The following is a 26366-nucleotide window of genomic DNA, read 5'->3' as shown; positions in this document are numbered from 1 at the left end:
TCAGCCTATTAGAAACTGGGGAGTAATACTTAACAGTTTTCTTATTATATTTGAAGATAGGGTCAGATTAAATGAATCTTAACCCTATCTACAAAATTTTTAGTTACACACTTTTTGAGATAGTGTCGTCAAATAGAATAAAAGGTCTGACTTCTCCAGTCAGACCTTATTGTTATAGATAACCAATCTATACTAAACTAGAAATACTACTTGAAAGAATTACTGTTTAATTTAAACACTTTGACCATTATTAACTCCCGCAAATTTCTCTATTTCCTTAATATCCAAATGGTCGCTTACGTTTTTGCCATAGTAGGCTTTTACGATCTTACAGTTCTCATCAATTAAGAAATCTGCTGGAATTAAAGTATCGTCATTTTTCTCTTTATCTTCAGGAACATTGAATTTCTCGCCTTCCTTTTTCTTAGCAAAAGCCCCTTTGTGTAGGAAAGTTGACATGGTTTTGAAAATAGATGATTCAATACCATACCTTTTATATACTTCCTTTTCAGGATCACCAATTAATGGAACTTCCGAGACTTCCTTATGGAAAATGCTCCTTTGCAAGTGTTGGGTACTGCTTTCAAAAAAGAAAACCATTTTTAAACCTGCTTTGGTCAGTTCTTTTTGTTTTTTAGACAATTGGTGAACCCGCATATTGCAAAAAGGACAATTTACATTTCTGAAAAATGCCAGAAATATTTTATTTCCCCTCAAGTCGGACATGATAATATCTCTATCAAAAATATCTTTTGCAATAAAATCTGGTACGCTGTCTCCTTCTTTTAATTTCATATTAAATTCTATTTAAAGCCTCCATTATTTCTTCCGCACTTGCTCTTTCTTTATAATCCCGGTCAAAATGTCTCCAAACTACTTTTCCTTTTTGGTCAATTATATAAGTTGCCGGAACCGGAATGCGTTGAGAATTATCAGAATGGGCATTTTCCAAATCAGCTCCTAATCGATTGTTATAGGCTTCAATCATTTGCTCTTTGGGCACAAATGCTACATCAAAATCTTCACAGATTTTATAATCTTCATCATACAGCAGAGTGAATTCGGCTCCTGTTTTTGATTTAGTTTTTTGCAGGTTTTCCTGCTTTTCAGGAGAAACCGCTATTACTTTAGCTCCTTTGGCTTCAATTTTATCTAATTGTTCCTGTAGTTGGCTAATATGCCGATTACAAACTGGACACCACTGTCCTCGATAAAACAATAATACCACTGGGCCATCTTTTAAGGCAGTTTTTAAATTGAATGTGTTGCCATCAGCATCAATAGCTGAAAAGCTTTTTACTTTTTCGCCTACTTCTTTTCCACTTACTTCTTCCACACTTTTGTATTGTGCATGTACTGAGAAAGCTGCTATAAAGAAATTGAGAGCTAGTAGGGGTTTGAAAAATATGTTTTTCATGGTTTTAAATTTTGATTTTTTTGTTAGCAAAGTGTGAGGCATTAAAGTTTTGGTGAAAACACCAAAACCGGGGATAGCCTATTTGTAAAGTACCCCCGTTGTAGGTGTTTTCACCTACAAGCAATTCACGATTCTATCCTTAATCTTAATGGATTTTTCTAAAATCTTGATTCTTAAATCTTTACTCTTATATCTTATTAAATCTATCTATACTCAGGGTTCGGATGATCCTTATGCGTTGAAGCATCCCACTCAGTTCTTTGGTTTCCATGAGCTGGAATTCCTTTTTGATCCTTTAGCATTTTTGCCATGTGCATTAAATTCCAAGTCATGAAAGTGGTATTTCTATTGGTAAAATCATTCTCAGGGCCACCGCTTCCTTCATCCATATAAGATGCACCTGGCCCAGCTTCGCCTATCCAGCCTGCATCTGCCTGTGGAGGAATTACATAGCCCAAATGCTGTAATCCATACAAAGTACTCATGGCTACATGTTTGATGCCGTCTTCATTTCCAGTTACCAAACAGCCTCCAACTCTACCGTAATAGGCATATTGTCCATGTTCGTTGGTCTCCCCTGAAAAACCGTAAAGTCTTTCAATCACCTGAGTGGCAATGGAGGATTTTTCGCCCAACCATATTGGGGTTCCAATTACTAAAATATTGGCATCCATCACCTTCTTTTGAATAGCTGGCCAATCATCTTTATCCCAGCCATGCTCGGTCATGTCAGGGTAAACCCCAAACGCAATTTTATGGTCAACGGCTCTAATAATATCCACATGAATGCCATTTTCCTCCATGATTTCAGCTGACATGCTTATCAGCCCTGAAGTATGAGATTTTTCTGGTGACTTCTTTAAAGTACAATTGATAAAAACGGCTTTTAAGTCACTAAAATCTGTCTTGTTTTCTTGATTGAGCTTTTCTTGGTAGCTATTGAGTTTCATGCTTTTGATTTTAATTTATAAACTTCAATTTGCTATTATTCTTGGCTAAAGGATGTAATACAAATGACATTTAATGTTGATATTTTTCTTCTATTCGATATCAATAGGATTTTCCAGCATAGTAGGAATTAACTCACTGATAGTAGGGTGGATATGAATAGCATCTCTCATAATGGAATAAGGTGCACCAGCATACATTTGATCTATCACTGTATGAATATATTCATCAGCTCCAGTGCCTAGAAAAGTTGCCCCTAAAATTTTATTGCTTTCACTTTCAATAAAAATCTTCAGTTTGCCCTTGGTTTCACCCATTTCTTTAGCCCTTGCTATTTTGCTCATTGGTCTTACCGCTACTTTGGCTTTAATGCCTTTGGCTTTAATTTCCTTTTCATTCATGCCCACCCGTGCAATGGGAGGATCAATAAATGCAGCATAACACGTAAATCTATCGGAAAGGTATCGTTTCCTTTCTTCAAATAAGTGGGAGTTTACAATTTGAAAATCATTATAGGCAGTATGCGTAAATGCCCCTTCTCCATTACAATCGCCTAAGGCCCAGACATTATCCGATGTAGTTTTCAGCTCATTATCAACTTTGATAAATCCTCTTTCATCTACTTCTATATCCGTGTTTTCCAATCCCAAATCATCAGTATTAGGGATTCTACCGGTAGCCAATAGCAAGTGAGAGGCATCTAAAGATTTTTCTCCTACTTCACAGTTGTAATTTACTTTTATGCCATCTTTATCTTTTTCTGCCTCTATGCATTGAGAGTTAAGTAATACTTCAATTCCACTATCTTTTAGGATTTCTGCAATTTCTTCAGCTATATCGTCATCTTCCCTTTTTAGTAATTGATCCCCACTTTCTAGAATGCTCACTTTACTGCCAAAACGCTTGAAAACTTGAGCAAACTCCATTCCGATATAGCCTCCGCCTACAATTACCAAATGCTTAGGAATTTCTTCCAGTTCTAAAATGGAGGTATTGGTTAAATAATTAACATTCTCAAAGCCTTCGGGTATCCTTGCCCTTCCCCCAACATTTATGTAAATTTTGTCCGATTCATATCTTTTTCCTTCAACCTCAACTGTGTTATTGTCAACAAAACTAGCCTTGCCTCTAATTAGAGTTATATTTTCATTATTAGTGAACATGCCTTCAAGCCCTTCTCTAGAATCCTTAATCATCTCATCTTTTCTGGCTTTTATTTTCTTGAGATCAATTTTTATACTGCCTTCAATGCTAACCCCCAAATCTTCACTATTTGATGCTATATAGGCTCTTCTGGCAGAAGCAACATAGGCTTTGGTAGGAGTGCAGCCTACATTAACGCATGTTCCTCCCAAATGTCCTTTTTCAATTACTGCAGTTTTGTATCCATTATTAGCCAAGCTATTGGCTAAAGAAGGCCCAGCTTGACCTGTTCCTATTATGATAGCATCAAATTTCATGTTTCTCCGTTTTTAAGGTTCAATATTTATAATTTTTGCCTGCATCTTCTTCCAATTCAACTCCCAGGTTTAAAACCATTCTGTTTACAAAATTGAAATACGAAACTACTAGCGTGGCATCTAAAATGGCAGAATCGCTTAAACCATAATGGCGTAATTCCTCGCTTAGATCTTTTTCATTTGTAATGCCTGGTTCTTTAGTAAGCTTTTCTGCAAAATGACACAGAGCCATCTCATCATCTGAAAGATCGACTTTTCTGTAATTGGTCATTAATTTTTCTAATCTTTGCTCATCTTTCCAGTAGTGATTTAAAGCACTTCCATGATGGGAAGCACAATATCGGCAATCATTAGCCATGGAAACAACCACCGCTATCATCTCTCTTTTTGCCCTGGATAGTTCTGATTTTGAAAACATAATTTCCATGTATAAATCCATGTGCTTCACTATGCTCTCAGGCCTAAGGCTCTGTATTTTATGAACCTCGGCAATTTGTCCCCGCGATTTTTCTAAATCATTATAGATTTCTTTTAATCTTCCTTCTGCTTCATGTGGTTCAATTACTTTAATTCTGCTCATTAGGGTTATTGCTTAAAAAATTAAGTTTGAAAAAAATTAAAATTAAAGAAAGTCTTTAATCCTCAATTAAAAGGTAGGGAAACTGACAAAATAAACAGATTGCTTAAAATCAAAGTAAAGATTCCAAGCGTTCCTTATCCTTAATCAAAATTCTTCTTCTGTCGTATGAAATTATGTTTTCCTTTTCCAATGATCTTAAATAGGTGGTAACAGTTTGTCTTGTGGTGCCTGAAAGTTTAGCCAAATCCTGATGTGTCAGATTGAGTCTAAGTTCTGTTTCAAAACCAACTCCTATTTTCCTGCCAAACTTCTCAATTAAGTTATGAATAACAGTAGCAATTCTTGCTTCTGCATTTTTGAATTGTAAATCTTCCAATCGGCTTTCTAATTTCTTGAATTTTAAACCTACTATTTTTAGCACATTTAAAGAAAAGCTTGAATTGGTAGTGATAAAATTATTCCATTTTTCCGTGTCCATATAGCAAAGAATGCAATCATCCAAAGCCACAGCTTTTTCATTGGCATTAGAAAGTTCATCGCCCGGCAAATATTTACCAAATAATTCTCCTTTTCCAATTACTTCGAGTACCTGTTCATGTCCCTCTTCATATATTTTAGAAATTTTGATGTGCCCCTTTTTTAAAAAATATATTTCTTCCACATCCTGAGAGGGCAAATAAACTTCATCACCTTTAGTATATTCAGTCATACACATCAATTCCTGCAAATTCATTTTCTCCTTCATGGAAAGTTCTTTTAGAATTTGAAACTGGTCAATATGCCAAAGCTTATCCGGGGTCTCTAATGTATTGTACATGTTTTCTATTCGGTTTGTGTTATTATCGTTGAAATTTACTTCGAGTTCAATTTAATTGAATATACGTCAATTTACAGACAATTTGAAGTAATAGTAATAATTAAGTTTGATCACTTTAATTTGCTGTAAATGAAGAATATTATATTATTTGTCTTTTTATTAGTGACATCAATTATAAATGAAGTAACAGCCCAAGAACATGAAGATCATCATACATTCTTTAGGGAAAATTCAGTAACCGTATCTTTGGGAGCTGGTTTTAATGATGAAGTTTCTCATCTGGGATTGAACAGTCGGTTTTATTATAATGTCTCAGAAAATATTTGTTTTGGTCCTGAGATGACTTGGTTCAAGCTTTCGAATGGAAACATAATCGAGACCAATTTTGTCTTACATTACATTTTTGAGACTCCATTAGTGGGGATTTATCCTGTGGTAGGTTCCAATTATACTAAAGAAAACTTAGAAACAGAAACCCATGATAATTGGAATTTGGTTTTTGGGGTAGGGATTCATCGGAATTTCCGCAATTTTGGATGTTTTGCAGAATACACTCAAAAGCGATTTACCCATTTTGAGAATATATTTAATCTAGGATTGATGTACACAATTCACTACTAATGGAATGGTATCTGCCCATAACGATTTTGCCTGCAGTGGCACTACTGATTTTATCTACCTCAAATCAAATGATCAATTTGAATGAAGAGTTGGTAAACTTGGAGAAGGAAAAGGAACGATACAATGAAATTATACACCTTAAATTAAATCAGTTGAAGCGATTAAGTATAGCCATTGCCATGCAATATGTCAGCGTGCTAATATTTCTAGCCGCAGGAATAGTAAAAGCAACATTTCCCGAAGCTAATCTGATGCAAACATTTTTATTGATAGGGGTGATGATATTGGGATTATCCATTGTTTTACTATGTATTTATGCCGTAAAAGGAGTTTATATTAGGCAAAAGCATTTGAGGATATAATATTTAAAATACTGCAAATAATTTTTAACGCTCATTAAACCTTTTCTTATCTGCTACATCAAAGGGATAAACAAATTCAAAAAAAGATGAAAACATTAAAAGAATTAAAGATGAGAAAATTCACTGTTTTATTATTGGGTATCGTTGTGGCATTGTTAAGTCTTCAGGCTTGCCAACAAGATGATGAAATGAATATTGATGCCGAGGAAGAGGAGCAAGAAATTGAGCTGGTAGAAAACACTACGCTAGCGGAAGATAATGCTGATCAGGAAATTGGAATAGCGGATTTAGCTGAAGTAGAAATTGCATCTGGAAACATGCGCTCTTTAAAATGCTATTCAACCAATATGGATAGTGTAAATAGGGTTTTAACTATTGATTTCGGGGATGGATGTGTTGGTCCTTATGGAAGAGAACGTTCTGGCAAAGTTATCGTGACTTATGCCGATGAAGGCGGATTATATATTTCCGATCGCACCATTACTTTCGATAATTATGTCGTCAATAATGTAGAAATCAGTGGCGAAATTTTTATTGAACGGGCTGTAAGAAACGACAGAGATAATTATCAAAATTCTTATACAGTAACGGATTATACCTTAACCTTTCCTGATGGAAATACTTTCGTAACGAATGGAAATCGTGTAAGAGAATGGATTGAGGGAGAGACTGATGGCGATTCTTCTACCAATAAATTTCAAATCACAGGATCTTTAAACGGGGAATCTACAAGGGGTGTAAACTGGAGTCATACTATTCTGGAACCCATCATTGTGGATTTCAGTTGTTTGGCGTCTGGTAGTATGCTCAGAACATCCGGAATAAAAGAAGTAAAATTCAGCCTCAGAAATAGAGAGCGTACAAGAATAGTTGATTATGGGGATGGAGATTGTGATGGGTCTTATACCGTAACCATTAACAATAGAGTGGTCACTATTGAAGGTTAAAAAAACAGTATTTTTATCTCAAATATAAAGAGGAAGCAAGATACTTCCTCTTTATGTGTTTATGTACTTTTAAAATTGTCTAATTTAGAAAAGTATTTTAAGATTTTGCTTGTGTTATATGATGGCTGAAGAAAAGAAATTAGTTTCCTCACTTAAAAGTCCAGATGAAAAACGTACGGCCTTCAAATTGTTAATGGATCAATATCAGGAAAGATTATATTTGGTCATTAGGAAAATATTAATAGATCATGATGATACCCATGATGCATTACAGGAATGTTTTATAAAAATTTGGAATAAAATTGATACTTTTAATGAAAGTGCTTCCCTTTACACGTGGATTTATAAAATAGCGGTAAACGAGGCTTTGCAACAGCTAAGAAAGAGAAAAAATAGTTTCAAAAATGAACAGCAATATTACGAGTTTTTGGAACAGAAAATTACCTATTCAAATACAATAGATGGCGATGAAATACAAAAACTGTTACAAAAAGCGATTTTGCAATTGCCTGATAAACAAAGGTTGGTTTTTAATATGAAGTATTTTGATGATCTTAAGTATGAAGAGATGGCAACCATAACGGAAAGTAGTGTAGGGAGTTTAAAGGCAAACTATCATCATGCAGTGAAAAAAATTGAAGATTATTTAAAAGTAAATTAAACCTTTTGATGTCAATAGCATCTAAATAACAAATGAAGGATAAAAAAAGACATATTGAACATATAAATGAAATTGAAAAGTCTAAGGCTTTCAAAGCGCCAGAAGGATATTTCGATCAATTTCAGAAGGATGTTTTCAGTAGAATTGATGGAGATAAACAGGTTAAATCCTCTGGTAAAATAGTTCAATTTAGAACTTTATATGCAGTAGCTGCTTCAATTGCAATTTTATTGGTATCAAGCCTTATTGTTTGGTATTTCACTAACCAAAATAATTTAATGGAATCTGGCTATGATGAAATACTTTCTGAAGTTAGTGATGAAGAAATTATTGCCTATTTAGAATATTCAGATGTCAGCTATGCTGAAATTTCCCCTTATTTGAGTAAGGATTTTAGTATTAAGGAAGCCGAGGATCAAACAGAGTCTTTTCAATTCGAGGATGATGAAGCAGAGGCTTTATTAGAATATTACAGTTTATAGAAAAAAATAAAAATATGAAGAGGTTTTACATCATATCAATAATTTGCATTTTTTTTGCTTTTAACCTTCAAGGTCAAAGTGATAAAATTGAAAGTGCACGTATAGCCTACATTACTCAAAAGTTGGATTTGAGTCCTGAAGAAGCGGAAAAATTCTGGCCTTTGTACAATGAGTTCTCAAAAGAGAGAAGATCCTTGCAACAGGAATACTTACAGGCCAGAAAGCAATACAATCAAGGACAATTAACTGAGAAAGAAAGTAAAGAGCTGCTACAACTAGGACTTAAAATCAAAGAAAGAGAACTTCAGCTTGAAAAGAAATATGCCGAAAGATTGAATAATGTGATTAGCAACAGACAATTAGTTGCACTCAGAAGAGCCGAAGATGATTTTAAAAGACTATTGTTGGAAAGACTAAAAGAAAGAAGAGAGAATCAGGAAAGATTTCAAAATAGACAAGAAAGAAAATTCAGAGATAATTAAATTAGTTAATGAATCGAAAAGCTAATTGATGAAAATTAATAATATAGGATGGCACCCCATATTGGTGATGGGATGCCTTTTGTTGTTTATTCCATTGCATGTGCAAGGGCAAAAAGACAGCACTAATCAAGCCCTCGATTCAATTTTTATGGAATTAGAGGGACTTTTTGGCCAAGAAGATTCCACTGCTGATCTTATTAGAATGGTTGATAGTATGCTTTTGCAGAAAGAAATAAGTTATCATGCTGTTATGGGCCGAATAGCCTATTTAGGAGAAATCACTACTGCGGGACGGGAAAGCGAAGTGCCTCAGTTTGGTCTTTCAACCGGTGTTTCCTATTTTCATCCAACAGGTTTTTTTGCTGATGTAAGTGGCCTTTACAACAGCGGCTACGAACCCAAATATTTCCTTACCACTTTGTCTGCGGGTTACTTTAAAACATTTTTTAACCATTGGAATTTTTCTGCCTCACATGATTTTTATATTTATAATGATACCTTAAATAATCAGCCATTTAATAAGGCAGTAAATATTTCCAATTATTTCAGTCCAAAGTATTTTGATGTAGGAATAGATTATAGTTTACTGTATGGCAATTCCATAGCCCACCGAATAAATGGCACCTTTTCATTAAATTACAAATGGAGATTTGATGGTTTTGTGAGTGGAATTCGGGTGTTTCCAGGAGCCTCTATTCAATTTGGAAATTCGGAGGTTGTGTATTGGAAGCAATCAGATAATCCCTATTTTGATCTAATTGAAATTATTGAACTGGGAAATTATCCTCAATTAACTAGAAGACAACAATTTTATTTAACAAAACTGCTATATGAAGAACGATATGTTGGCGCTTCTTTACTCCTGAGGAGAAATAATTTTTCTCCTGACCAGATCCAGGACATTGTTAATAAATACGCTGAAAAAAGAATTACCCTTGAGAATAATTTTGGCCTTATGAATTATAGCGTTCAGCTACCCATTTCTATATCTTTTAATTCATTTAATCTTATGTTGACCTATACTCATAATTTCCCACAAGCTTTGCCAAATGAAACAGTAGAATATGAAGACAATGGATTTTTTAGCCTGAGTTTGAGCTATTTCTTTTTTAAGGTGAAGAACTATGATGCAGTTGAGGATTTCTGGAGAATGTAATAAAATCCCAGTAACAATTTGCTACTGGGAATTATATGAGATAGTATTACGCCTCTTCCAAATTGGGCGCAACAGGAAAATCAATTTCAGTTTTTGCGATATGATTTGTGTAGTTCGTAATGGTATTTAAAGCCACCAAAACAATCAATTCAGATAAAGCGGTTTGGTTATATCCTGCATCAAAAAATGCATCGAACAATTTTTGATCAGGAAAACCTCTTGTCTCCGTAATAGCTTTAGCTAAATCGCTCAATGCTTTCAATTTATGATCTTCTATACTTCCATTTCGAATAGCAATAGTTTGGTCTTCTGTTAGACCTTTCATTTTACCCACTGCAGTGTGAGCCGATAAACAATAATCACAAGCATTAGCCTCTGCTACGGATAAAGCAATGGTTTCTTGCTCTTTACCATCAAATTCACCTTCACCTAAATTTTCTTGTATGGCCATAACAGCTTTCAATGCCGGCCCTGAATTGCCAATTGCTGCATAAACATTAGGCACCATGCCCATTTGCTTTTTCATACCTTCAAATATCCCTTTTGATATTGGATTTGCTTCTTCCGGTTTTGTTACTTTTAAATTACTCATTGTTTTATAATTTTTAGATTTAGGGACTTTAAACTGAAGCCACTATTTCAAGTTGAGTAAAATACATGTTGATACATATAAATGTCGTGGGTTTGACTTAATTAAATCGCTCTATTGAAGCGTAGTCTGTTTTTAAGCCTGGATTTAAATTTTTTAATTCGATTTGCAACGATTAAGCGTCTTTTTGTCGCAAAATTTGCAACGAATAGTTTTTATTTGCAACGAATAGCTGTATATTCGTTGCAATAAATGCAATGAATAATGAGTTATATTTATCAACTGGATGAGTGGCCAAAATTCAAATGGAAAACTGAGAAGTTTTTAGGACTTCTCAGTGAGGCTAGAAATTTACAGGGGAGGTTGTTTGGGAAAATGGATTCTCTTGGCTTTGAATTAAGAAATAAAGCTTTTCTAGATACTATCACTTTGGATGTTTTGAAATCTTCTGAAATCGAAGGGGAGATCTTAAATCCAGAGCAAGTTCGGTCATCCGTAGCACGTAAATTAGGATTGGAGTTTGCAGGAGCAGTAGAATCTGATAGAAATGTTGATGGAGTTGTGGAGATAATGCTTGATGCAACCCAAAAATATCATGAGCCCTTAAATTCTGAACGATTATTTGATTGGCATGCAGCATTATTTCCAACTGGTAGGAGCGGGATTTGGAAAATAACCATAGCAGATTGGAGAAAAGATACAACAGGTCCAATGCAGATGGTTTCAGGAAGTATGGGAAGAGAGAAAGTACATTTCCAGGCTCCTGATGCAAAATATGTTGAAAGGGAAATGATTAAATTTCTTGATTGGTTAAATAATGATAAAAAAAATGATTTTGTAATGAAGGCTGCTATCGCACATTTGTGGTTTATTACTATTCACCCATTTGAAGATGGAAACGGGCGAATTGCGAGAGCAATAACTGACATGATTTTAGCTCAATCCGATAAAAGTGAACAGCGGTTTTATAGTATGTCTGCTCAGATTAGAATTGAAAGAAAAGAATATTATGAAATTCTTGAGAAAACTCAGAAAGGCAATTTAGACATTACAGAATGGATGGTCTGGTTTTTAAATTGTTTGATAAATGCTTTAAAATCTAGCGAGGAGATTCTGAGTGATATTTTATTTAAAGCTGATTTTTGGAAAAAACATGCTGAAATAAAATTTAATGAAAGACAGAAAAAATTGCTTAATAAAATATTAGATGGGTTTAAAGGAAAGTTGACATCTGCAAAATGGGCAAAAATAGCAAAATGCTCAAAAGATTCTGCTATTAGGGATATTAATGACCTGATTGATAAAAATATACTCGAACAAGAGGAATCGGGGGGAAGAAGCACGAGTTACCGACTCAAGAAATAAGAAAATTAATTTTATTCTAATTTTCATTATGAAATCGCTACAATAATTTTTAATCATAATAACACATGAACATATTTAAAGCTTTATCAGAGGGGAATGGCAGAATATCAACGCTCAAACATCATTTCCACCAATTGAAACATCTAAACTTTCATGGTATCAATGCAGTAGTGGTTTTTGGGTTAAAAGATGTCTTTATGGTTCAGGAACCTGTGGCGCATCCGATCAAATTCGATGTGACGAAACAGAAGCCCCAAAGGAGCTTGGTTAAAAGATAAGTTGATTTAAACCAAATGACTATTTATGTTAAATTTGTCATTTGGTTTTTTATTGGTTGAAAAGCAATTATTATTATGAGATTCCCTATTATTTTCCTTGCCACTATTTTAATATCCTCTTGTTCAACAGAGCGTGATGATCAAACTTTAAAACCTGATATAATTGAAGTTCTAAATGATGATGAGAATACAGAAAATCCTGATTCATTTATAGATGATATTAAATTTATCGATTTAAAAACCGATGACACTTTTTATGGCGAGATCAGTAAAATGAAAATCTACGATGATAAAATTTACATCTTGGATGAGAACGTAAGGGTTGGCTTATATGTGTATGATTTATCAGGTGATTTAGTTTACGAATATAGAAATAAAGGTCAGGCTCCTAATCAATACTTACAGTTATCGGATTTTATTGTCAATGAGGATGAGTCAGTGGAGTTACTCGACAGCTATTTACAAAAAATATTTACAATCAATAAAAAGGGGGAGCACATTGATACCAAAAAAATGTCGTTTCCAGCCAGTGATTTTATCAAGCATGAAGGTCATTATTTTTTTCATACTAACAACTTGGAGGTTTCAAAGGGAGAAGAGCCGATAGGATTACTTGTAAAATCAAATTTAAGTCTTACGGAAATTGAAAATATAATACCTTTAGATACAGCAAGAGGTGAATTTATCCTTAATCAAAGAGGAGAGAATTTCTTTTATTGGAAAGGTAATGCCTATTTCATGGATATTTTCAGTAATAAAGCTATATCCCTTACTCCCTCCAAACCTAATTTGGAATTTGATTTTGGTAAAAAGTCGTTTCCCACGGATTTTTTCGGCAAAAATGATTTTCCTGAGCAAGGATTATATCTCAATCATATTTTTTCAAACGAATTGGCTTGGAATTTAACAGGCTTTTATGGCTTTGAGGATTTACTTTTTTTCAAGTTTGCATTGGGTATGAATGAGTATTTCAGCTTTTACGATCAATCAAATAATGCTATAGCGAGGAATATGAGACAATCATGGGAGTCAAACAACCTATGTTTTTCGTTTTTTTCACTACCTGTCGCCACTTATGAAGATAATTTGGTTTTTGCTATTAATGCAAATCAGGTTTCACAATTAAAAGAAAACGGTTGCTCTGAATTAGAAGGTTTAGATGTTGATGAAAATAATATATTGATGCTAATGAAAATGAAATAAAATTTTCAATTCGATTTGCAACGATTAGAGCCCTTATTTGTCGCAAGAAGTGCAACGAAATGGAACTGTACAACCATTGAATTTACTCAGATAAATTTAGAATCGGTATCCAGAGACGTAGAGGATAAATGGGAAGAGTTAAATTATTAATAATAACACAATAATCTTTCATCAAGAAGGTTTTAGTTAAAATTGTCTGGCTACAAAAAACTATGAAGCTTATACTATTTATTACATTTTATTTGTACTCTACGTGTTTTATTTATTCTCAAATTGAAAGTGAGCAGAACAAAACCTATAACCTCAGTGCCATTGTAGGAGCAGGGATAAATAAATTTGCCGTTACAGGATTTGAAACAGAAGATTACCCTTCAATGGTTACTCGTTTAGGGTTTTGTGTCTCAAGGAATGTAATTAGCAATAGGTTTCAACTACAGTCAGGAATAAACCTTTTTTTTCGAGCTAAAAGTCAATCACCTATGGTGGATGACATCTATTGGTATGGTAAAGGGTCATGGCTCCCATTTTTAGATGAAACAGCAACAACCAGGCATTTAGCGTTTGAATTTCCGATCACACTAAGGTATTTATTGAGAGGTGATAGGTCTGTGAGTACAGGCTTATTATTAAGGCGATATGGTCCTGATAAGCCACATAGTAGAAATTTACTTGCTTCTGATACTGAAATTGGGTTAACTATCGGCATTGCTCAGAAAGTGATAAGTAATTTCAGTATCGGATTAGATGTTTTTGTTGGATTAAATGATTTCTATCATATCGGTATTATAGGTACAACAGGTGATGTCAAAGTAAAAAGTAGATCGGCTTTTTTTTCAGTGGCTTATGACTTTTAAAAATATTGTTTTTTTATTTCTTAACCTGCATTAAATTTAGCGTATTTGCTATGGATCTCGTGAATTAAACAATTCAGTCAATTTTTTTATAGCATAATAATCTTTCAGGTTTTAATAATTATATCCCCTATTTAGGTGTTTTCACCTAAAGAACCGCTATTTTGGCTGATTTTACCTCATGTAAATTTTCAGGTGAAAACACCTGAAAGAGGGCGCAGCATAAGTTAGCGAGACTTGAATCTTGGTCCTAGCATCTAAAATCTATTCTTCAAACTGAAAATTCGTATAAGCATTCTGCAATTCCCGCAATGCATGGTGTTCTCCATTCTTTTGAGCAAGCGCTATTCCTTTTTGATAAATTTCATCCGCTTTATCTCTATCAAAAAAATCCGCATACAAAGCAGCGGCATGATAATAGGTTCCTATGTAATTTTCATGTTTCTCTAAGAGTTCATCGAAAAGTTCCTTGGCTTTTTGAGGGGCTTTTTCTTTGTATTCTGTTGCCAAAGCATAGAGTAAAAAGGGATCATCAGGAGATTCTTCCCTAAATTTTTGAAGTTGGGCTATTCTATCTTCATTCATTAGTCGGATTCAATTTTTATTTTTTTCAATTATAGTTAACTTCGGGCTTTAATATCAGTTATACTTTATAAATCTTCAAATTGTCTTCAACAAAAAGTGTTTTAGGCAAGGAACCAAAAACTCTATATATTTTATGAAAATATTAGTTTGCATAACGCATGTGCCGGATACAACGGCAAAGATTTCCTTTAAGGATGATAATACAAAATTTAATTCAGACGGGGTTCAATTTATCATCGGGCCTTATGATGACTACGCTTTGGCAAGAGCCGTTGAATTAAAAGAAGCAACTGGCGGAACAGTGACAGTATTAAATGTTGGAACTTCTGAAACAGAACCTACCATAAGAAAGGCTTTGGCTATTGGAGCTGATGATGCGATCAGAATAGATGCTGAGCCTACGGATTCATTCTTTGTAGCTGAGCAAATTGCCAATCATGCAAAAGATGCCGGTTATGATCTCATCATGATGGGAAGGGAATCAATTGACTTCAATGGTGGTATGGTGCACGGAATGGTGGGTGAATTATTAGGTTTGCCGGCTATTTCTCCTGTGATGCAGTTGGATATCGAAGGTAATACAGCTAAAATGGCGCGTGAAATCGAAGGCGGTAAAGAATATTTAGAATTAGAATTACCCTTTATTGCAGGCTGTCAAGAACCGATTGCAGAGTGGAAAATTCCTAATATGAGAGGAATTATGTCAGCAAGAAGCAAAAAATTAGATGTAGTGGCACCTTCTGATGCAACTGAAGCGGTTAAACTACAGCAATACGAACTGCCACCTGCAAAAGGTGAGGTGAAAATGATTGATGCCGACAATGTAGAAGAGTTGGTGAAATTGTTGAAAAACGAGGCAAAAGTTATTTAATAGCGGGTTTGTCGATTAATCATTGTTGAACAAAAAATATCAGAAAGAAATGTCAATATTAGTATTTATAGAACACGCAGAAGGCGAAATTAAAAAATCATCTCTTGAGGCAGTATCTTATGCTGCTGCAATGGGAGAGGAGGTTACGGCTATTGCCATTGGCCCGGTAGATGAAGCAGTTTTGAAGGCAGCCGGAAAAGCTGGTGCTTCAAAAGTATTACATGCAGCAGATTCAAAATTGGAGAAAGGATTAATCCAGCCTTATGCAAAAGTGATTGCACAAGCCATGGAAAAAGAAGGCGCTAAAACACTAGTCTTAGCCAAGTCTTCATTAGGGGATCCTGTTGCCGCCAGGATTGCAGCCAAATTGAAAGCGGCTTTTGTTTCCAATGTGGCGGATTTACCGGATACTTCTAGCGGATTTACGGTGAAAAGAAGTATCTATACTGGTAAGGCCTTTGCCAATGTGGAAATGACCACTGAAACAAAAATTATCGGCATCAAGAAAAATGCTGTTGAATTGAAAGAAGATGGAGGAGATGCCTCAGTTGAAGCCTTTGAACCTAGTTTGGACGATGCGGATTTTGGTGTAAAGATTACTTCTCAAGATAAGCAAACAGGTGAAATTCTTTTGCCGGAAGCAGAATTAGTAGTTTCTGGTGGTAGAGGTATGAAAGGACCTGAAAACTGGGGAATGATTGAGGATTTGGCCAAAACATTGGGTGCGGCCACAGGTTGTTCTAAACCAGTTTCTGACATCGGTTGGAGACCTCACCACGAGCACGTGGGTCAAACTGGAGTGAAAGTTTCTCCGCAATTGTATATTGCAATCGGAATTTCTGGTGCCATTCAGCATTTAGCTGGGGTGAATTCTTCTAAATATATATTAGTGATCAACAAAGATGAAGAAGCACCGTTCTTTTCAGCAGCAGATTACGGAATTGTAGGAGACGCTTTCGAGGTAGTACCAAAATTAACAGAAGCTATTAAAGCAGCGCAAAACTAAAATTCACTTGTGGATAAGATCAAATTAGAAATATTAGGATTATCGTCTAGTCAGTCGCAATCAGGTTCTTTTGCTTTGGTTTTGGGTGAAACGCCCGGTAGTAGAAGACTTCCGATCATCATCGGTATGTTTGAGGCACAGGCTATTGCTATTGAAATAGAGAAAATTGTGCCCAATAGACCCATGACGCATGATTTATTCAAATCCTTTGCGCACAGTTTCAATTATTCGGTAAAAGAAATTGTGATTTCGGATTTGAAAGAAGGAGTGTTCTTTGCCAAGATAGTGTGTGATAATGGCATGGAAAGAATAGAAATAGATAGCAGGCCATCTGATGCCATAGCTATCGGTATTCGATTTGATGCCCCTATTTATACCTATGAAAAAATCATGTCTGAGGCTGGAATTGTACTTTCAGACGAGAAAGAAGACGAGGATATTTCTGAATTGAAAAAACCGGTAGAGAAATCTTCTTCATCAGGGTCATCCTCAACTCCTACTTCAAAATCCGATTTCGACAAATTGAAAAATATGCCGATGGATAAATTGAATGAGTTATTGGAGAAGATGATCCAAAATGAGGATTACGAAAAAGCCGCTAAAATCCGTGATGAAATCAATAGAAGGAATTAAAAATATTCCTAAACCTGTCAGGTTTTGAATTTAGGTTTAAATGGTTGGTGGCACACCAACCATGGATTTTAACCCCGGTCGGTGGCACACCGACCGTAAACCATGATTAATAATTTAAGAGACTGAATGGTTTGTTTGATATTATCTAATAAATAGCTTTGCCGATTAGGTGAAGCTATTTTTTTATTAAAATGAATTGAAACGAAGTTTCAATAGGGCAAGATCCCTGCCTTCGCAGGGATGACGCACAGAACAAAATGAGAAGATAGGGGGAGGATAAAAAAGTTATTTAATCCATTTTGAACAGAGTTAAAGCATTACAATCAGACTGCAGACTCCAATCCGTGCGTCATCCCTTTGAAGAAAGGGATCTATTCATTTTAATCTTCGATTAAAATATAATGACTTACACCAATCATGAATTCATTCACGTAAAAATCTCTAAAAAAGTATAACCAAAGCTCAAAATACTTCCCAATTTCATCCTCTTATCACCAAATTATACTAAATTTACAACTGCTTAATTGGAAGCTGTTTTATATTTCAAAAAGCATTCAATACTTGGTAAAACCATCTAAGTAGTAAAAATGAATTTCTCTGCACTTCTTGCACAACACCCTGTTTTTGAATTAGTTAAAAAAAGTGCCCATTCTCTTGACATTGAGGCTTATGTGGTTGGGGGCTATGTGCGCGATCTTATTTTAAAACGTCCTTCTAAGGATATTGATTTCGTGTGTGTAGGAAGCGGGATTGAATTAGCCAAAGAAGTTGCGGCCAACATTGGGCCTAAGAAAAAATTTCAGGTATTTAAAAATTTTGGCACCGCCAGCATTCATCATGAAGATTTGGAGCTGGAATTTGTAGGAGCCCGAAAGGAATCCTACCAAAGAAACAGCCGAAAACCCATAGTGGAGGAAGGAACCCTAGAAGATGATCAAAACAGAAGGGATTTTACCATTAACGCTTTGGCCATCAGCTTGAATGAAGAAAATTATGGGGCTTTAATAGATCCTTTCGGAGGGGTTAAAGATTTAAAGAGAAAGTTGATTAAAACTCCTCTTGAGCCTGATATAACATTTTCTGATGATCCTTTGAGGATGATGCGCACCATTCGTTTTGCGGCACAATTAAATTTTGACATTGCCCCCAATACTTTTGATAGCATCATAAAAAATGCAGAAAGATTGAAAATAATCTCAGCCGAGCGAATTACGGATGAATTGAATAAAATCATCATGACGGAGAAACCATCCTATGGTTTTAAGTTATTGTATCATGCGCAATTATTGGATAAATTCTTTCCTGAAATGGTAGAATTACAAGGGGTTGAAGAGAAAAATGGCTATAAGCACAAAGATAATTTTTACCACACGCTTCAGGTTTTAGATAATGTAGCCGAATATGGAGGAGATTTATGGTTGAGGTGGGCGGCAATTTTGCATGATATTGCCAAGCCTGCCACCAAAAGGTTTAATCAAAAGCAAGGATGGACTTTTCATGGCCATGAAGATAAAGGTGCGCGAATGGTACCTAAAATCTTCAAAAGAATGAAATTGCCTCTGAACGAAAAAATGAAGTATGTCCAAAAATTGGTTTTACTTCATTTGAGGCCTATTCCTTTGGTAAGAGACAATATTACCGATAATGCTGTTAGAAGGCTTTTATTTGAGGCGGGAGATGATATAGAAGACCTAATGACACTTTGCCGTGCTGATGTTACCTCCAAGAATATGAATAAGGTAAAGCAGTTTAGGGCAAACTTTGACAAGGTAGAGCAGAAAATGAAAGAGGTAGAAGAAAAGGATCAGGTCCGGAATTTTCAGCCTCCAGTGAGTGGAGAAGATATTATGAAGGCATTTGATTTATCTCCATGTAAAGAAATTGGGATCATAAAGAGCGAAATAAAAGAAGCTATCTTAGATGGGAAAATCCAGAATGATAAGGAAGAGGCTTTTAATTATATGCTTGAGATTGGTCGAAAACTTAATTTAAAAACCCCATAAAAATATAATTTTATTAATATTGGCACAATATTGGTAAACCATCAATTAATTTTAAATGAATATGCGAAAATTTGTACAAGGAATACTACTAACGATTACACTTACATTTTTGGTGTTTAATTTTAGCTCAGTAGCTCAAAATGAAGATGCTATTAAAAATGCAAAGGCAAAATACAATGCCTCAATCCGGTTTAATGATTTTCAGGTGGCCAAAAATGCAATTTATGATTTGATGGTCTTGGAGCCTAATAATCATTCTTATTTGGATTCATTAGCCTATATATATTTTGAATTCAATCAATATGCTTCGGCCGCATTGGTAAGTAGGGAAGCCTTAAAAAGAAACCCTAATAATCAGTTGGTTCTTCAGATAGGAGCAAAAAGTTTGGATCAATTGGGCGCATTAGATCAATCTTTGAAAATGTATCAAAAGCTTTATAATATTTCTGACGATGCTTATGTATTGTACGAAGTGATTCAAAAGCAATATGCACTAAAAAAATATGACGATGCAATGATTAATACGGAGCTGCTTTTAGGCAAAAATATTGTCAATAGTGGCAGTGTTTATGCAAAGGATAAGGATGGAAATGATATTGAAGTTCCTTTTAAAGCAGTGATATTAAATATGCAAGGATTAATTGCAAGAGGGAAAGGAGATGAGGAATCTGCAAAAAAATATTTTAATAATGCATTAAGCCTTGCCCCAAAGTACGCTTTACCCCAAGAAAATTTGAATCCTAAAGAGTAATAGTTTTATTTACTTAATGATTTAACTAGAGAATTTACCCCTAAAATTAATATTATGATACAATTTAAAACTGGATTAGTTGCCTTATTATTTTTAATAAGCTCCACGGTTTTGTCACAGAGTTTATCTGGTGATAATTATGCAACAGCCAAGGCCTCAGGCAATGGCACAGTGACTTTCACTTATGTAGAAACACCAGGATTTGTATATAAAGATGAAAGTGGGAAATTAACAGGAGTTTGTGTTGATATCATGAATGATTTCTTGCAATATGTTAGGCAAAATCATGGGATTAATTTAAATGCAAGATTTTTAGGAAACGGTAGCAGTTTTAGTGCCATGTATAATGGCGTGAAAAATGGTAAAAACGGTGTCTTTGGATTAGGCAATATTACCGTAACTGAAGCTAGAAAAAGCGAAATATTATTTAGTCCTTCATTTATTACGAACTTTGCCATACTTGTTACGCATAGTAGCGTGCCTACTTTAGCGTCCATGAGTGAAGTGCCACAGAAGTTTAAAGGTTTTACTGCCTATACTGCCAAAGGTACTTTAAATGAGAAGCGTATCAACAAATTGAAATCTAATTACTATCCGGAATTGGAGATCAGTTATGTGAGTTCTAGTCCTGACGTACTGGATAAAATATTAGCCGATAAAAAATCATTATCATATTTGGACTTAGCGTTTTATTTATCTGCTGTAAAGGAAAGAAAGCCTTTAAAAAGGCATAAAGTAGGAGATGAAGGTTCTGAAGAATTCGCATTTGTAATGCCTAAAACAAGCGATTGGCAACCTATAATCGAAGAGTTTTTCAATGCAAATGGTGGATATAAAAACACCACAGAGTATAAAAAAATATTGGTTGACCACTTAGGATTGTCGGCTGTTAAATTATTGGATTCAGCATCCGAGTAAATTCACAATATAATTTATGGATCAAAAACCGGATTTTAAATATTGGGAGTCATTTTTCCAATCTTTACAAATGACCTATTATGGTCTGCTTGCAGCACCCTTATTTCTATTTGCCATAGTCTTTTTAAGGGCTGAAAACAGAAGCGCTAAATTGTTTGGAATCCCGGCCGAAATGGAAGATACCGTAGTGGGGATTACCGTAATTTTGGCTATAATTGAGATTGTATTTCTTCACTTTTTAGCGGCCAGACAATATAAGTCTGCTGCTCAAGATAATGAGCTACTTTCAAAAATGAAGAAATATAGAAGTGCCACCTTAATTAAATACATAGGCTTGGCGATTTATCAAATTATTACGGTCGTTGTTTTTGCCATGACTTATCATAGCGGTTTGATGGGGCTTTTCACGGGTCTTTTATTGTATAGCTCCTTCTTCAGACCTGAAATTCAAAATGCAAGAAGAGATTTGAAATTAACTAAAGAAGAGTATCAGAAAATAGATTACAAAACAGGATTAGTGACCTGAAAATTTAAAGGCTTTCCGATCGGAAAGCCTTTATTTATTATACCTCTTTTATCACCACCTCATAAGTAGCCTTCACATTCAAAGTCCCGGAAACCGAGCAATATTTTCCGGCTGCCAGTTCTACTAATTTCATAAATTCTTCTTCTTTTAAATTATCTGATGTGGCAGTGAAAACCATATGGATGCTTTCATATGCTCGTGGATGCTCTTCTCTTCTTTTCCCAGTGGTTTCTACTTGAAGATCCATCAGGTTTTTCCTTCTTTTCTTAATCATTTCCACTAAATCTACTGCTGCGCAAGAAGCCAAGGCGGCCAATAGGCTTTCCATAGGAGAGAAATAGTCCTTGCTCTTTGCATCATACATGTCAATATTCAAGATATTGCCTGACTCATTTTTGCTCTCATATTCTTTGGGAGCCAGCATATTTGTGATTACTCTCATCTTTTTATAATTAAAATTTTCTGGGAATCGCAAAGCTACAATCTTCTTCATAAATTTGTAAGCTTATAACTTATATTTTCAAACGCTGTAAGATTCCGTTATCTTTTCCTAATTTTAGAAAAGCCTAAATCACCAAAGATGTTACAAATTATTAAAGATGACCCTTGGTTAGCACCCTATGAAAGTGATATCCAAACCCGCCATGATTATTTTAAATCTGAATTGGACAGAATAGTCACTGAATATGGAAGTTTACTGCAATTTGCTAATCGACATCATGAACTTGGTTTTATAAAAACTAAAACTGGTTTTTCATATAAAGAATGGGCTCCACAAGCTCAATCAATGTCCTTAGTAGGAGACTTTAATAATTGGGACGAAAACGCTCATTCCTTGAAAAAAGATGAAGCGGGTATTTGGCAGGTGGATATTTCTCATAAAGATGGTTTAGAACATCTTTCCCAAGTAAAAGTTAGGGTTACATCCGCAAATGGAAAACATGATAGAATTCCGGCCTACATCAAATATGCTGCTCAAAATGAAGAAAATTATGATTTTACGGGCAAGATATGGTCACCAGATAAAGAATTTGAATGGACAGATAATTCATTTGATTTAGCCATTATTCAAAATCCTGTAATTTATGAAGCGCATCCCGGTATGGCGCAGGAAAAGGAAGGGGTAGGCACCTTCAAAGAATTTCAAGAAAATATTCTACCGAGAATAAAGAGCTTAGGTTATAATTGCATTCAATTAATGGCAGTAGCAGAACACCCTTATTACGGCTCATTTGGTTATCATGTAGCCAATTTCTATGCACCCTCTTCTCGTTTCGGAACCCCAGATGATTTGAAATCTTTGGTCAATGCAGCCCATGAAATGGGAATAGCAGTCATAATGGATGTGGTCCATTCTCATGCGGTCAAGAATTTTTCCGAAGGCCTAAATGACTTTGATGGAAGCGGAAATCAGTATTTTCATGAAGGAGGAAGAGGTTATCACACAGGATGGGATTCCAAATTATTTAATTATGGGAATGAGGAAGTATCCAGATTTTTACTTTCAAATTTGAAATATTGGTTGGAAGAATTTCATTTCGATGGATTCCGATTTGATGGCGTAACTTCCATGCTGTATCACCATCATGGAGAGGGCGTGAGTTTTGATCATTATGATAAATATTTCAAGGATGGTGTAGATTGGGATGCAGTTCGCTACTTGCAATTAGCCAATACCTTGATCCATGAAATTAAGCCCAATGCATTTAGTATAGCTGAGGATATGAGCGGAATGCCCGGTACATGCCAAAAAGTAGAAGCAGGAGGCTTAGGCTTTGACTATCGTTTAGGTATGGGAATTCCCGATAATTGGATTAAATGGCTAAAGCATAAGCAAGATGAAGAATGGAGCATGCAGGAAATTTGGAATGTGCTAAGCAATAGAAGATATGGAGAGAAGACTGTGGCCTATGCGGAATCACATGATCAAGCCATGGTGGGCGATAAAACCTTAGCCTTCTGGTTGATGGATAAAGAAATGTATTGGCACATGGCTAAGGGAGATGATAATCTGCTTATTGACCGAGGTATTGCCTTACATAAAATGATTCGCTTGGTGACCGCTTCTGCTGGTGGTGAAGCTTATTTGAATTTCATTGGCAATGAATTTGGGCATCCTGAGTGGATGGATTTTCCAAGGGAAGGCAATAATTGGAGCTATAAATATGCCCGAAGACAATGGTCATTGGTTGATAATAAGGAATTAAAATATCATTATCTGAATGATTTTGAAGAGGCGATGCTAAAGATTTTGAAATCGAAAAATGTGTTGCAAGCTGCTCCAGCTAATTTGCTCAATGTGGATGAAACCAATAAAGTGTTAATTTTTGAAAGAGCTAATTTGATTTTTGTCTTTAATTTTCATCCTAATAATTCGGTGCCAGATTACGAATTTTGGATCCCTAAAGGTGGTAAGTTCCAATATTTACTAAATAGTGATGATGCAAAATTCGGAGGTCATGAAAGGATTGATCAATCAACAATTCATGAAAGCTTTAAAAAAGAGGGAGGAGATTTCATCAAGATCTATTGTGTGAACAGGACGGCCATAGTGCTAACCATTAAATAAAATGTTGTTTCATTTGTAATGACCTTTGGATTCCCCTTTTGGGTGTTTTACCTAAACTTTTGAATTGAAAAGGTTATTGATTTTTCATAGAAACTTAAAGGAGAAACCACCTTCAACAGACTGTTTAATGCTATCAAATTATAGAGATTCACGTTTTTCGCTTTAGCGAAAAAACTTTTGTTTTTTGTTGTCACTTTTGTGGTAAAATGATTAGCTATGTTAGTAAATACTATCGAAAGCAAAATTTCCATCACAATTTGTTCCTTTTCCTTCAAATTATATCTTTTCTTTGGGTGGTTTACCTAAACTTTTAGATTGAAAATACTACCTTACTCAACTAGAAACTTGAAGGTAAATACACCTTCAAGGAGGAGTGAATGTTAATTCATGAAGAGAAAAATAAAAAGATTTATAAAAACTTGAAGCTTATGCTGTAATTTTGTCATTTGTAAATGATAATAAATAATAGCATGAAGTTTAGATTCACATTTTACATATTCCTATTTGCAGTTCTTTTTTCAGCATGTTCCAAAAAGAAAATCATAACTGAGGACAATTCTGAAGCGGTGGAATTGCCTGATGGAAGTATAGTATTCCTAAGCCAATATTCAGAATTGGAATATCTCGAAGCATTTAATCAGCGCAAGGTGGCTATTTCCGGTGAATGTTATTTTTCAGTAGAACCTTCTGACCAGTCATTTACAGTAGAAGGATATTTGGGGGAAGTGGAGGTATTAGGTACAGATTTCAGTATGAAATCTAATTCAGAGGAAATAGAGGTTCAAGTGGCTGAGGGTAGTGTTGAGTTTAAAGCTTCAAATCAAAGTGAAAAAATCTCATCTGGTAAAATGGCTTCATACAAGGAAGGTGATGAATCCATCCGAACTGGAAATGCATCAATGAATTTCAAAAAATGGATGGCCAAATTAAGGATTGAACTAAAACGTCTTGATAAAGACATGAATGATGAGGTGATGAGGTTGGAAGAAAAGCTTCTTGAAAAAGCTAAGGAATTCGAAAATGAAGCTAATAAAGTGGGGAAAAAATTGGATGAAGCAGGAAAACAGATTGAAAAAAGCCTGAAAGAGATTACTAACTAAAGATATCCCCTCCTAAAAGAATTTTCTTAGGAGGGGATATTATGATTACATTTCCCCTTTATCTACGTCTTTAATAAATTTGATCAAGCCTTTAAAATAAGTTTCCTGATCATCATACATGGCCATGTGGGATCCTTCAGGACAGTGCAGATATCTTCCGTTCTGAACTTCATTGGCCATCCATTCCTTATGCTCAGGATTCATGGTATCATAAGCTCCTCCTATAGTTAGCGTAGGCACCGTAATTTTGGATAAATCCCCACTTCTATCCCAGTTTTTTAATTTCGCATCTCCCACTACTCCAAATTCACTTGGGCCTTGCATAGTGATATACATATCGGCATTAATATTGGCAAAGGCTCTGTTAACAGGATTAGGCCACTCTTCCAATGGCATTCTTAAAACATGCTCAGGATAATAATGCGTATAGACTAATTCTGAATATCTTTCACTGGTATATTTTTCATCAGCTTCCAATTGTTTGATTTCAGCCAACACATCAGGATCTAATTGTGGGCCTAATACTTCATCTGCATATTTGATGTAATCTGGTATGGAAGACATCATATTGGATATAATCAATCCTTTCAAATTGTTTTGATATTTGAGCGCATATTCAATCCCTAAAATACCTCCCCAAGAATGTCCTAGCAGATAAAAATTATCTTTATTTAATCCCAACGCCTTTCTTACTTGCTCTACTTCATCCACATATCGTTCTACACTCCACAAACTGCTATCAGATGGCTTATCGCTATAGAATGACTCCAGTTGGTCATAGTAATAATATTCTATAGAAGCATTGGGTAAATAGGAATCCGCACACTCAAAATACTCATGTGTAGCACCAGGTCCTCCATGCAACAGTAATACCTTCATTTTAGGATTATTTCCCACTCTTTTGGTCCATACATTGAATTCTCCAGCAGGAGTTTGAATAGGAATCATTTTAACTCCACCGCTTAGCTTGTCATCCTTTTCGGAATAATCTAGGTAACTATTTGTATTGTCAGCAGTTGCTGGTTTATTTTCTGGCTGCTTTTCTGAACAGCCCATAACTAGAAGGGCCATTAAAAATGAATAAATTAAATTTTTCATAGTGATTTATAGTTAGTGGTCTTTAGATGCATTTTGATAATTAACCTGTCAGGTTTTCGCAATCCTGACAGGTTTTTTTGCTTATAT

At 35.0% G+C, this 26366-nt stretch carries 30 protein-coding genes; 20 read left to right on the top strand and 10 right to left on the bottom strand.

What is annotated here, in order from left to right:
* Positions 1-231 precede the first annotated feature (231 nt).
* From ACFE0M_RS07640 to ACFE0M_RS07615, 6 genes are all read right to left on the bottom strand, one after another.
* Positions 232-795: a redoxin domain-containing protein gene (locus ACFE0M_RS07640; RefSeq protein WP_434545161.1), complete on the bottom strand. Its 564-nt coding sequence runs from the start codon at positions 793-795 to the stop codon at positions 232-234.
* Between the two features lies 1 nt (position 796).
* On the bottom strand, positions 797-1417 hold the full coding sequence (locus tag ACFE0M_RS07635) for a peroxiredoxin-like family protein (RefSeq protein ID WP_434545160.1): 621 nt from the start codon (positions 1415-1417) through the stop codon (positions 797-799).
* Positions 1418-1620: 203 nt separating this feature from the next.
* Entirely contained in the window at positions 1621-2367 is a 747-nt protein-coding gene (locus ACFE0M_RS07630; RefSeq protein WP_434545159.1) for a flavodoxin family protein, read from the bottom strand.
* A gap of 90 nt (positions 2368-2457) precedes the next feature.
* On the bottom strand, positions 2458-3825 hold the full coding sequence (locus tag ACFE0M_RS07625) for an FAD-containing oxidoreductase (RefSeq protein WP_434545158.1): 1368 nt from the start codon (positions 3823-3825) through the stop codon (positions 2458-2460).
* Between the two features lie 19 nt (positions 3826-3844).
* On the bottom strand, positions 3845-4405 hold the full coding sequence (locus ACFE0M_RS07620; protein ID WP_434545157.1) for a peroxidase-related enzyme: 561 nt from the start codon (positions 4403-4405) through the stop codon (positions 3845-3847).
* Between the two features lie 109 nt (positions 4406-4514).
* Positions 4515-5222, bottom strand: a complete 708-nt coding sequence (locus ACFE0M_RS07615; RefSeq protein WP_434545156.1) for a Crp/Fnr family transcriptional regulator — start codon at positions 5220-5222, stop codon at positions 4515-4517.
* A 129-nt stretch (positions 5223-5351) separates the two neighbouring features.
* Here ACFE0M_RS07615 and ACFE0M_RS07610 point away from each other — a divergent pair, with 129 nt between their 5' ends.
* The 7 genes from ACFE0M_RS07610 to ACFE0M_RS07580 all read left to right on the top strand — a co-directional run bounded on the left by ACFE0M_RS07610 (position 5352) and on the right by ACFE0M_RS07580 (position 9933).
* Positions 5352-5843 carry a hypothetical protein gene (locus ACFE0M_RS07610; protein ID WP_434545155.1) on the top strand — a complete coding sequence of 164 codons (492 nt, stop codon included), beginning with the start codon at positions 5352-5354 and terminating at the stop codon, positions 5841-5843.
* Entirely contained in the window at positions 5843-6205 is a 363-nt protein-coding gene (locus ACFE0M_RS07605) for a hypothetical protein (protein WP_434545154.1), read from the top strand. The genes ACFE0M_RS07610 and ACFE0M_RS07605 overlap by 1 nt, the downstream gene beginning before the upstream one ends.
* A gap of 86 nt (positions 6206-6291) precedes the next feature.
* Positions 6292-7152, top strand: coding sequence for a hypothetical protein (locus ACFE0M_RS07600; RefSeq protein WP_434545153.1), 861 nt, complete (start codon positions 6292-6294; stop codon positions 7150-7152).
* A gap of 118 nt (positions 7153-7270) precedes the next feature.
* On the top strand, positions 7271-7813 hold the full coding sequence (locus ACFE0M_RS07595) for an RNA polymerase sigma factor (protein ID WP_434545152.1): 543 nt from the start codon (positions 7271-7273) through the stop codon (positions 7811-7813).
* A gap of 32 nt (positions 7814-7845) precedes the next feature.
* Positions 7846-8295, top strand: coding sequence for a hypothetical protein (locus tag ACFE0M_RS07590; RefSeq protein WP_434545151.1), 450 nt, complete (start codon positions 7846-7848; stop codon positions 8293-8295).
* 14 nt (positions 8296-8309) lie between these two features.
* Positions 8310-8777, top strand: a complete 468-nt coding sequence (locus tag ACFE0M_RS07585; protein WP_434545150.1) for a hypothetical protein — start codon at positions 8310-8312, stop codon at positions 8775-8777.
* Positions 8778-8805: 28 nt separating this feature from the next.
* Positions 8806-9933, top strand: a complete 1128-nt coding sequence (locus tag ACFE0M_RS07580) for a hypothetical protein (RefSeq protein WP_434545149.1) — start codon at positions 8806-8808, stop codon at positions 9931-9933.
* A gap of 46 nt (positions 9934-9979) precedes the next feature.
* Here ACFE0M_RS07580 and ACFE0M_RS07575 read toward each other — a convergent pair whose 3' ends face one another.
* The gene (locus tag ACFE0M_RS07575; protein ID WP_434545148.1) at positions 9980-10525 is read right to left on the bottom strand and encodes a carboxymuconolactone decarboxylase family protein; all 546 of its coding nucleotides are present in this window, start codon (positions 10523-10525) and stop codon (positions 9980-9982) included.
* A 261-nt stretch (positions 10526-10786) separates the two neighbouring features.
* Between ACFE0M_RS07575 and ACFE0M_RS07570 the strand changes: the two genes are divergently transcribed.
* The 4 genes from ACFE0M_RS07570 (at position 10787) to ACFE0M_RS07555 (ending at position 14222) form a co-directional block, all read left to right on the top strand.
* Positions 10787-11887 carry a Fic family protein gene (locus ACFE0M_RS07570; RefSeq protein ID WP_434545147.1) on the top strand — a complete coding sequence of 367 codons (1101 nt, stop codon included), beginning with the start codon at positions 10787-10789 and terminating at the stop codon, positions 11885-11887.
* A 65-nt stretch (positions 11888-11952) separates the two neighbouring features.
* Positions 11953-12165 (top strand): hypothetical protein, encoded by a 213-nt coding sequence (locus ACFE0M_RS07565; protein WP_434545146.1) that lies wholly within the window; start codon positions 11953-11955, stop codon positions 12163-12165.
* Between the two features lie 75 nt (positions 12166-12240).
* Positions 12241-13368, top strand: a complete 1128-nt coding sequence (locus tag ACFE0M_RS07560) for a 6-bladed beta-propeller (RefSeq protein ID WP_434545145.1) — start codon at positions 12241-12243, stop codon at positions 13366-13368.
* Positions 13369-13580: 212 nt separating this feature from the next.
* Entirely contained in the window at positions 13581-14222 is a 642-nt protein-coding gene (locus ACFE0M_RS07555) for a hypothetical protein (RefSeq protein ID WP_434545144.1), read from the top strand.
* A 261-nt stretch (positions 14223-14483) separates the two neighbouring features.
* Here ACFE0M_RS07555 and ACFE0M_RS07550 read toward each other — a convergent pair whose 3' ends face one another.
* Positions 14484-14804, bottom strand: a complete 321-nt coding sequence (locus ACFE0M_RS07550; protein ID WP_434545143.1) for a tetratricopeptide repeat protein — start codon at positions 14802-14804, stop codon at positions 14484-14486.
* A gap of 133 nt (positions 14805-14937) precedes the next feature.
* On the opposite strand from ACFE0M_RS07550, the gene ACFE0M_RS07545 reads away from it, so the two are divergent.
* The 7 genes from ACFE0M_RS07545 (at position 14938) to ACFE0M_RS07515 (ending at position 21512) form a co-directional block, all read left to right on the top strand.
* A complete protein-coding gene (locus ACFE0M_RS07545; protein ID WP_434545142.1) occupies positions 14938-15675 on the top strand; it encodes an electron transfer flavoprotein subunit beta/FixA family protein in 738 nt (245 codons plus the stop codon).
* Between the two features lie 49 nt (positions 15676-15724).
* The gene (locus tag ACFE0M_RS07540; RefSeq protein ID WP_434545141.1) at positions 15725-16681 is read left to right on the top strand and encodes an electron transfer flavoprotein subunit alpha/FixB family protein; all 957 of its coding nucleotides are present in this window, start codon (positions 15725-15727) and stop codon (positions 16679-16681) included.
* 9 nt (positions 16682-16690) lie between these two features.
* A complete protein-coding gene (locus tag ACFE0M_RS07535) occupies positions 16691-17314 on the top strand; it encodes a bifunctional nuclease domain-containing protein (RefSeq protein WP_434545140.1) in 624 nt (207 codons plus the stop codon).
* A 587-nt stretch (positions 17315-17901) separates the two neighbouring features.
* Positions 17902-19317: a CCA tRNA nucleotidyltransferase gene (locus ACFE0M_RS07530; RefSeq protein WP_434545139.1), complete on the top strand. Its 1416-nt coding sequence runs from the start codon at positions 17902-17904 to the stop codon at positions 19315-19317.
* A 61-nt stretch (positions 19318-19378) separates the two neighbouring features.
* A complete protein-coding gene (locus ACFE0M_RS07525) occupies positions 19379-20068 on the top strand; it encodes a tetratricopeptide repeat protein (protein ID WP_434545138.1) in 690 nt (229 codons plus the stop codon).
* Positions 20069-20122: 54 nt separating this feature from the next.
* The gene (locus ACFE0M_RS07520; protein ID WP_434545137.1) at positions 20123-20986 is read left to right on the top strand and encodes a substrate-binding periplasmic protein; all 864 of its coding nucleotides are present in this window, start codon (positions 20123-20125) and stop codon (positions 20984-20986) included.
* Between the two features lie 16 nt (positions 20987-21002).
* The gene (locus tag ACFE0M_RS07515; protein ID WP_434545136.1) at positions 21003-21512 is read left to right on the top strand and encodes a hypothetical protein; all 510 of its coding nucleotides are present in this window, start codon (positions 21003-21005) and stop codon (positions 21510-21512) included.
* 37 nt (positions 21513-21549) lie between these two features.
* On the opposite strand, the gene ACFE0M_RS07510 is transcribed toward ACFE0M_RS07515, so the two are convergent.
* Positions 21550-22005, bottom strand: coding sequence for an OsmC family protein (locus ACFE0M_RS07510; RefSeq protein WP_434545135.1), 456 nt, complete (start codon positions 22003-22005; stop codon positions 21550-21552).
* 87 nt (positions 22006-22092) lie between these two features.
* Here ACFE0M_RS07510 and ACFE0M_RS07505 point away from each other — a divergent pair, with 87 nt between their 5' ends.
* Both ACFE0M_RS07505 and ACFE0M_RS07500 read left to right on the top strand, forming a co-directional pair.
* Positions 22093-24081: an alpha-amylase family glycosyl hydrolase gene (locus ACFE0M_RS07505; protein WP_434545134.1), complete on the top strand. Its 1989-nt coding sequence runs from the start codon at positions 22093-22095 to the stop codon at positions 24079-24081.
* Positions 24082-24551: 470 nt separating this feature from the next.
* On the top strand, positions 24552-25181 hold the full coding sequence (locus ACFE0M_RS07500; protein ID WP_434545133.1) for a FecR domain-containing protein: 630 nt from the start codon (positions 24552-24554) through the stop codon (positions 25179-25181).
* Positions 25182-25226: 45 nt separating this feature from the next.
* Here ACFE0M_RS07500 and ACFE0M_RS07495 read toward each other — a convergent pair whose 3' ends face one another.
* Complete coding sequence (locus tag ACFE0M_RS07495) at positions 25227-26279, bottom strand: proline iminopeptidase-family hydrolase (protein WP_434545132.1); 1053 nt, start codon at positions 26277-26279, stop codon at positions 25227-25229.
* Between the last annotated feature and the right edge of the window lie 87 nt (positions 26280-26366).

Source organism: Marivirga sp. (assembly GCF_051117495.1).
Taxonomy (GTDB): domain Bacteria; phylum Bacteroidota; class Bacteroidia; order Cytophagales; family Cyclobacteriaceae; genus Marivirga.
This window is presented reverse-complemented; position numbering and strand designations above follow the sequence as displayed.

Excerpts from the sequence above, each read along its gene's own strand:
- ACFE0M_RS07640 (WP_434545161.1), bottom strand. The coding sequence starts at position 795 with ATGAAATTAAAAGAAGGAGACAGCGTACCAGATTTTATTGCAAAAGAT.
- ACFE0M_RS07635 (WP_434545160.1), bottom strand. The coding sequence starts at position 1,417 with ATGAAAAACATATTTTTCAAACCCCTACTAGCTCTCAATTTCTTTATA.
- ACFE0M_RS07630 (WP_434545159.1), bottom strand. The coding sequence starts at position 2,367 with ATGAAACTCAATAGCTACCAAGAAAAGCTCAATCAAGAAAACAAGACA.
- ACFE0M_RS07625 (WP_434545158.1), bottom strand. The coding sequence starts at position 3,825 with ATGAAATTTGATGCTATCATAATAGGAACAGGTCAAGCTGGGCCTTCT.
- ACFE0M_RS07620 (WP_434545157.1), bottom strand. The coding sequence starts at position 4,405 with ATGAGCAGAATTAAAGTAATTGAACCACATGAAGCAGAAGGAAGATTA.
- ACFE0M_RS07615 (WP_434545156.1), bottom strand. The coding sequence starts at position 5,222 with ATGTACAATACATTAGAGACCCCGGATAAGCTTTGGCATATTGACCAG.
- ACFE0M_RS07610 (WP_434545155.1), top strand. The coding sequence starts at position 5,352 with ATGAAGAATATTATATTATTTGTCTTTTTATTAGTGACATCAATTATA.
- ACFE0M_RS07605 (WP_434545154.1), top strand. The coding sequence starts at position 5,843 with ATGGAATGGTATCTGCCCATAACGATTTTGCCTGCAGTGGCACTACTG.
- ACFE0M_RS07600 (WP_434545153.1), top strand. The coding sequence starts at position 6,292 with ATGAAAACATTAAAAGAATTAAAGATGAGAAAATTCACTGTTTTATTA.
- ACFE0M_RS07595 (WP_434545152.1), top strand. The coding sequence starts at position 7,271 with ATGATGGCTGAAGAAAAGAAATTAGTTTCCTCACTTAAAAGTCCAGAT.
- ACFE0M_RS07590 (WP_434545151.1), top strand. The coding sequence starts at position 7,846 with ATGAAGGATAAAAAAAGACATATTGAACATATAAATGAAATTGAAAAG.
- ACFE0M_RS07585 (WP_434545150.1), top strand. The coding sequence starts at position 8,310 with ATGAAGAGGTTTTACATCATATCAATAATTTGCATTTTTTTTGCTTTT.
- ACFE0M_RS07580 (WP_434545149.1), top strand. The coding sequence starts at position 8,806 with ATGAAAATTAATAATATAGGATGGCACCCCATATTGGTGATGGGATGC.
- ACFE0M_RS07575 (WP_434545148.1), bottom strand. The coding sequence starts at position 10,525 with ATGAGTAATTTAAAAGTAACAAAACCGGAAGAAGCAAATCCAATATCA.
- ACFE0M_RS07570 (WP_434545147.1), top strand. The coding sequence starts at position 10,787 with ATGAGTTATATTTATCAACTGGATGAGTGGCCAAAATTCAAATGGAAA.
- ACFE0M_RS07565 (WP_434545146.1), top strand. The coding sequence starts at position 11,953 with ATGAACATATTTAAAGCTTTATCAGAGGGGAATGGCAGAATATCAACG.
- ACFE0M_RS07560 (WP_434545145.1), top strand. The coding sequence starts at position 12,241 with ATGAGATTCCCTATTATTTTCCTTGCCACTATTTTAATATCCTCTTGT.
- ACFE0M_RS07555 (WP_434545144.1), top strand. The coding sequence starts at position 13,581 with ATGAAGCTTATACTATTTATTACATTTTATTTGTACTCTACGTGTTTT.
- ACFE0M_RS07550 (WP_434545143.1), bottom strand. The coding sequence starts at position 14,804 with ATGAATGAAGATAGAATAGCCCAACTTCAAAAATTTAGGGAAGAATCT.
- ACFE0M_RS07545 (WP_434545142.1), top strand. The coding sequence starts at position 14,938 with ATGAAAATATTAGTTTGCATAACGCATGTGCCGGATACAACGGCAAAG.
- ACFE0M_RS07540 (WP_434545141.1), top strand. The coding sequence starts at position 15,725 with ATGTCAATATTAGTATTTATAGAACACGCAGAAGGCGAAATTAAAAAA.
- ACFE0M_RS07530 (WP_434545139.1), top strand. The coding sequence starts at position 17,902 with ATGAATTTCTCTGCACTTCTTGCACAACACCCTGTTTTTGAATTAGTT.
- ACFE0M_RS07525 (WP_434545138.1), top strand. The coding sequence starts at position 19,379 with ATGCGAAAATTTGTACAAGGAATACTACTAACGATTACACTTACATTT.
- ACFE0M_RS07520 (WP_434545137.1), top strand. The coding sequence starts at position 20,123 with ATGATACAATTTAAAACTGGATTAGTTGCCTTATTATTTTTAATAAGC.
- ACFE0M_RS07515 (WP_434545136.1), top strand. The coding sequence starts at position 21,003 with ATGGATCAAAAACCGGATTTTAAATATTGGGAGTCATTTTTCCAATCT.
- ACFE0M_RS07510 (WP_434545135.1), bottom strand. The coding sequence starts at position 22,005 with ATGAAGAAGATTGTAGCTTTGCGATTCCCAGAAAATTTTAATTATAAA.
- ACFE0M_RS07505 (WP_434545134.1), top strand. The coding sequence starts at position 22,093 with ATGTTACAAATTATTAAAGATGACCCTTGGTTAGCACCCTATGAAAGT.
- ACFE0M_RS07500 (WP_434545133.1), top strand. The coding sequence starts at position 24,552 with ATGAAGTTTAGATTCACATTTTACATATTCCTATTTGCAGTTCTTTTT.
- ACFE0M_RS07495 (WP_434545132.1), bottom strand. The coding sequence starts at position 26,279 with ATGAAAAATTTAATTTATTCATTTTTAATGGCCCTTCTAGTTATGGGC.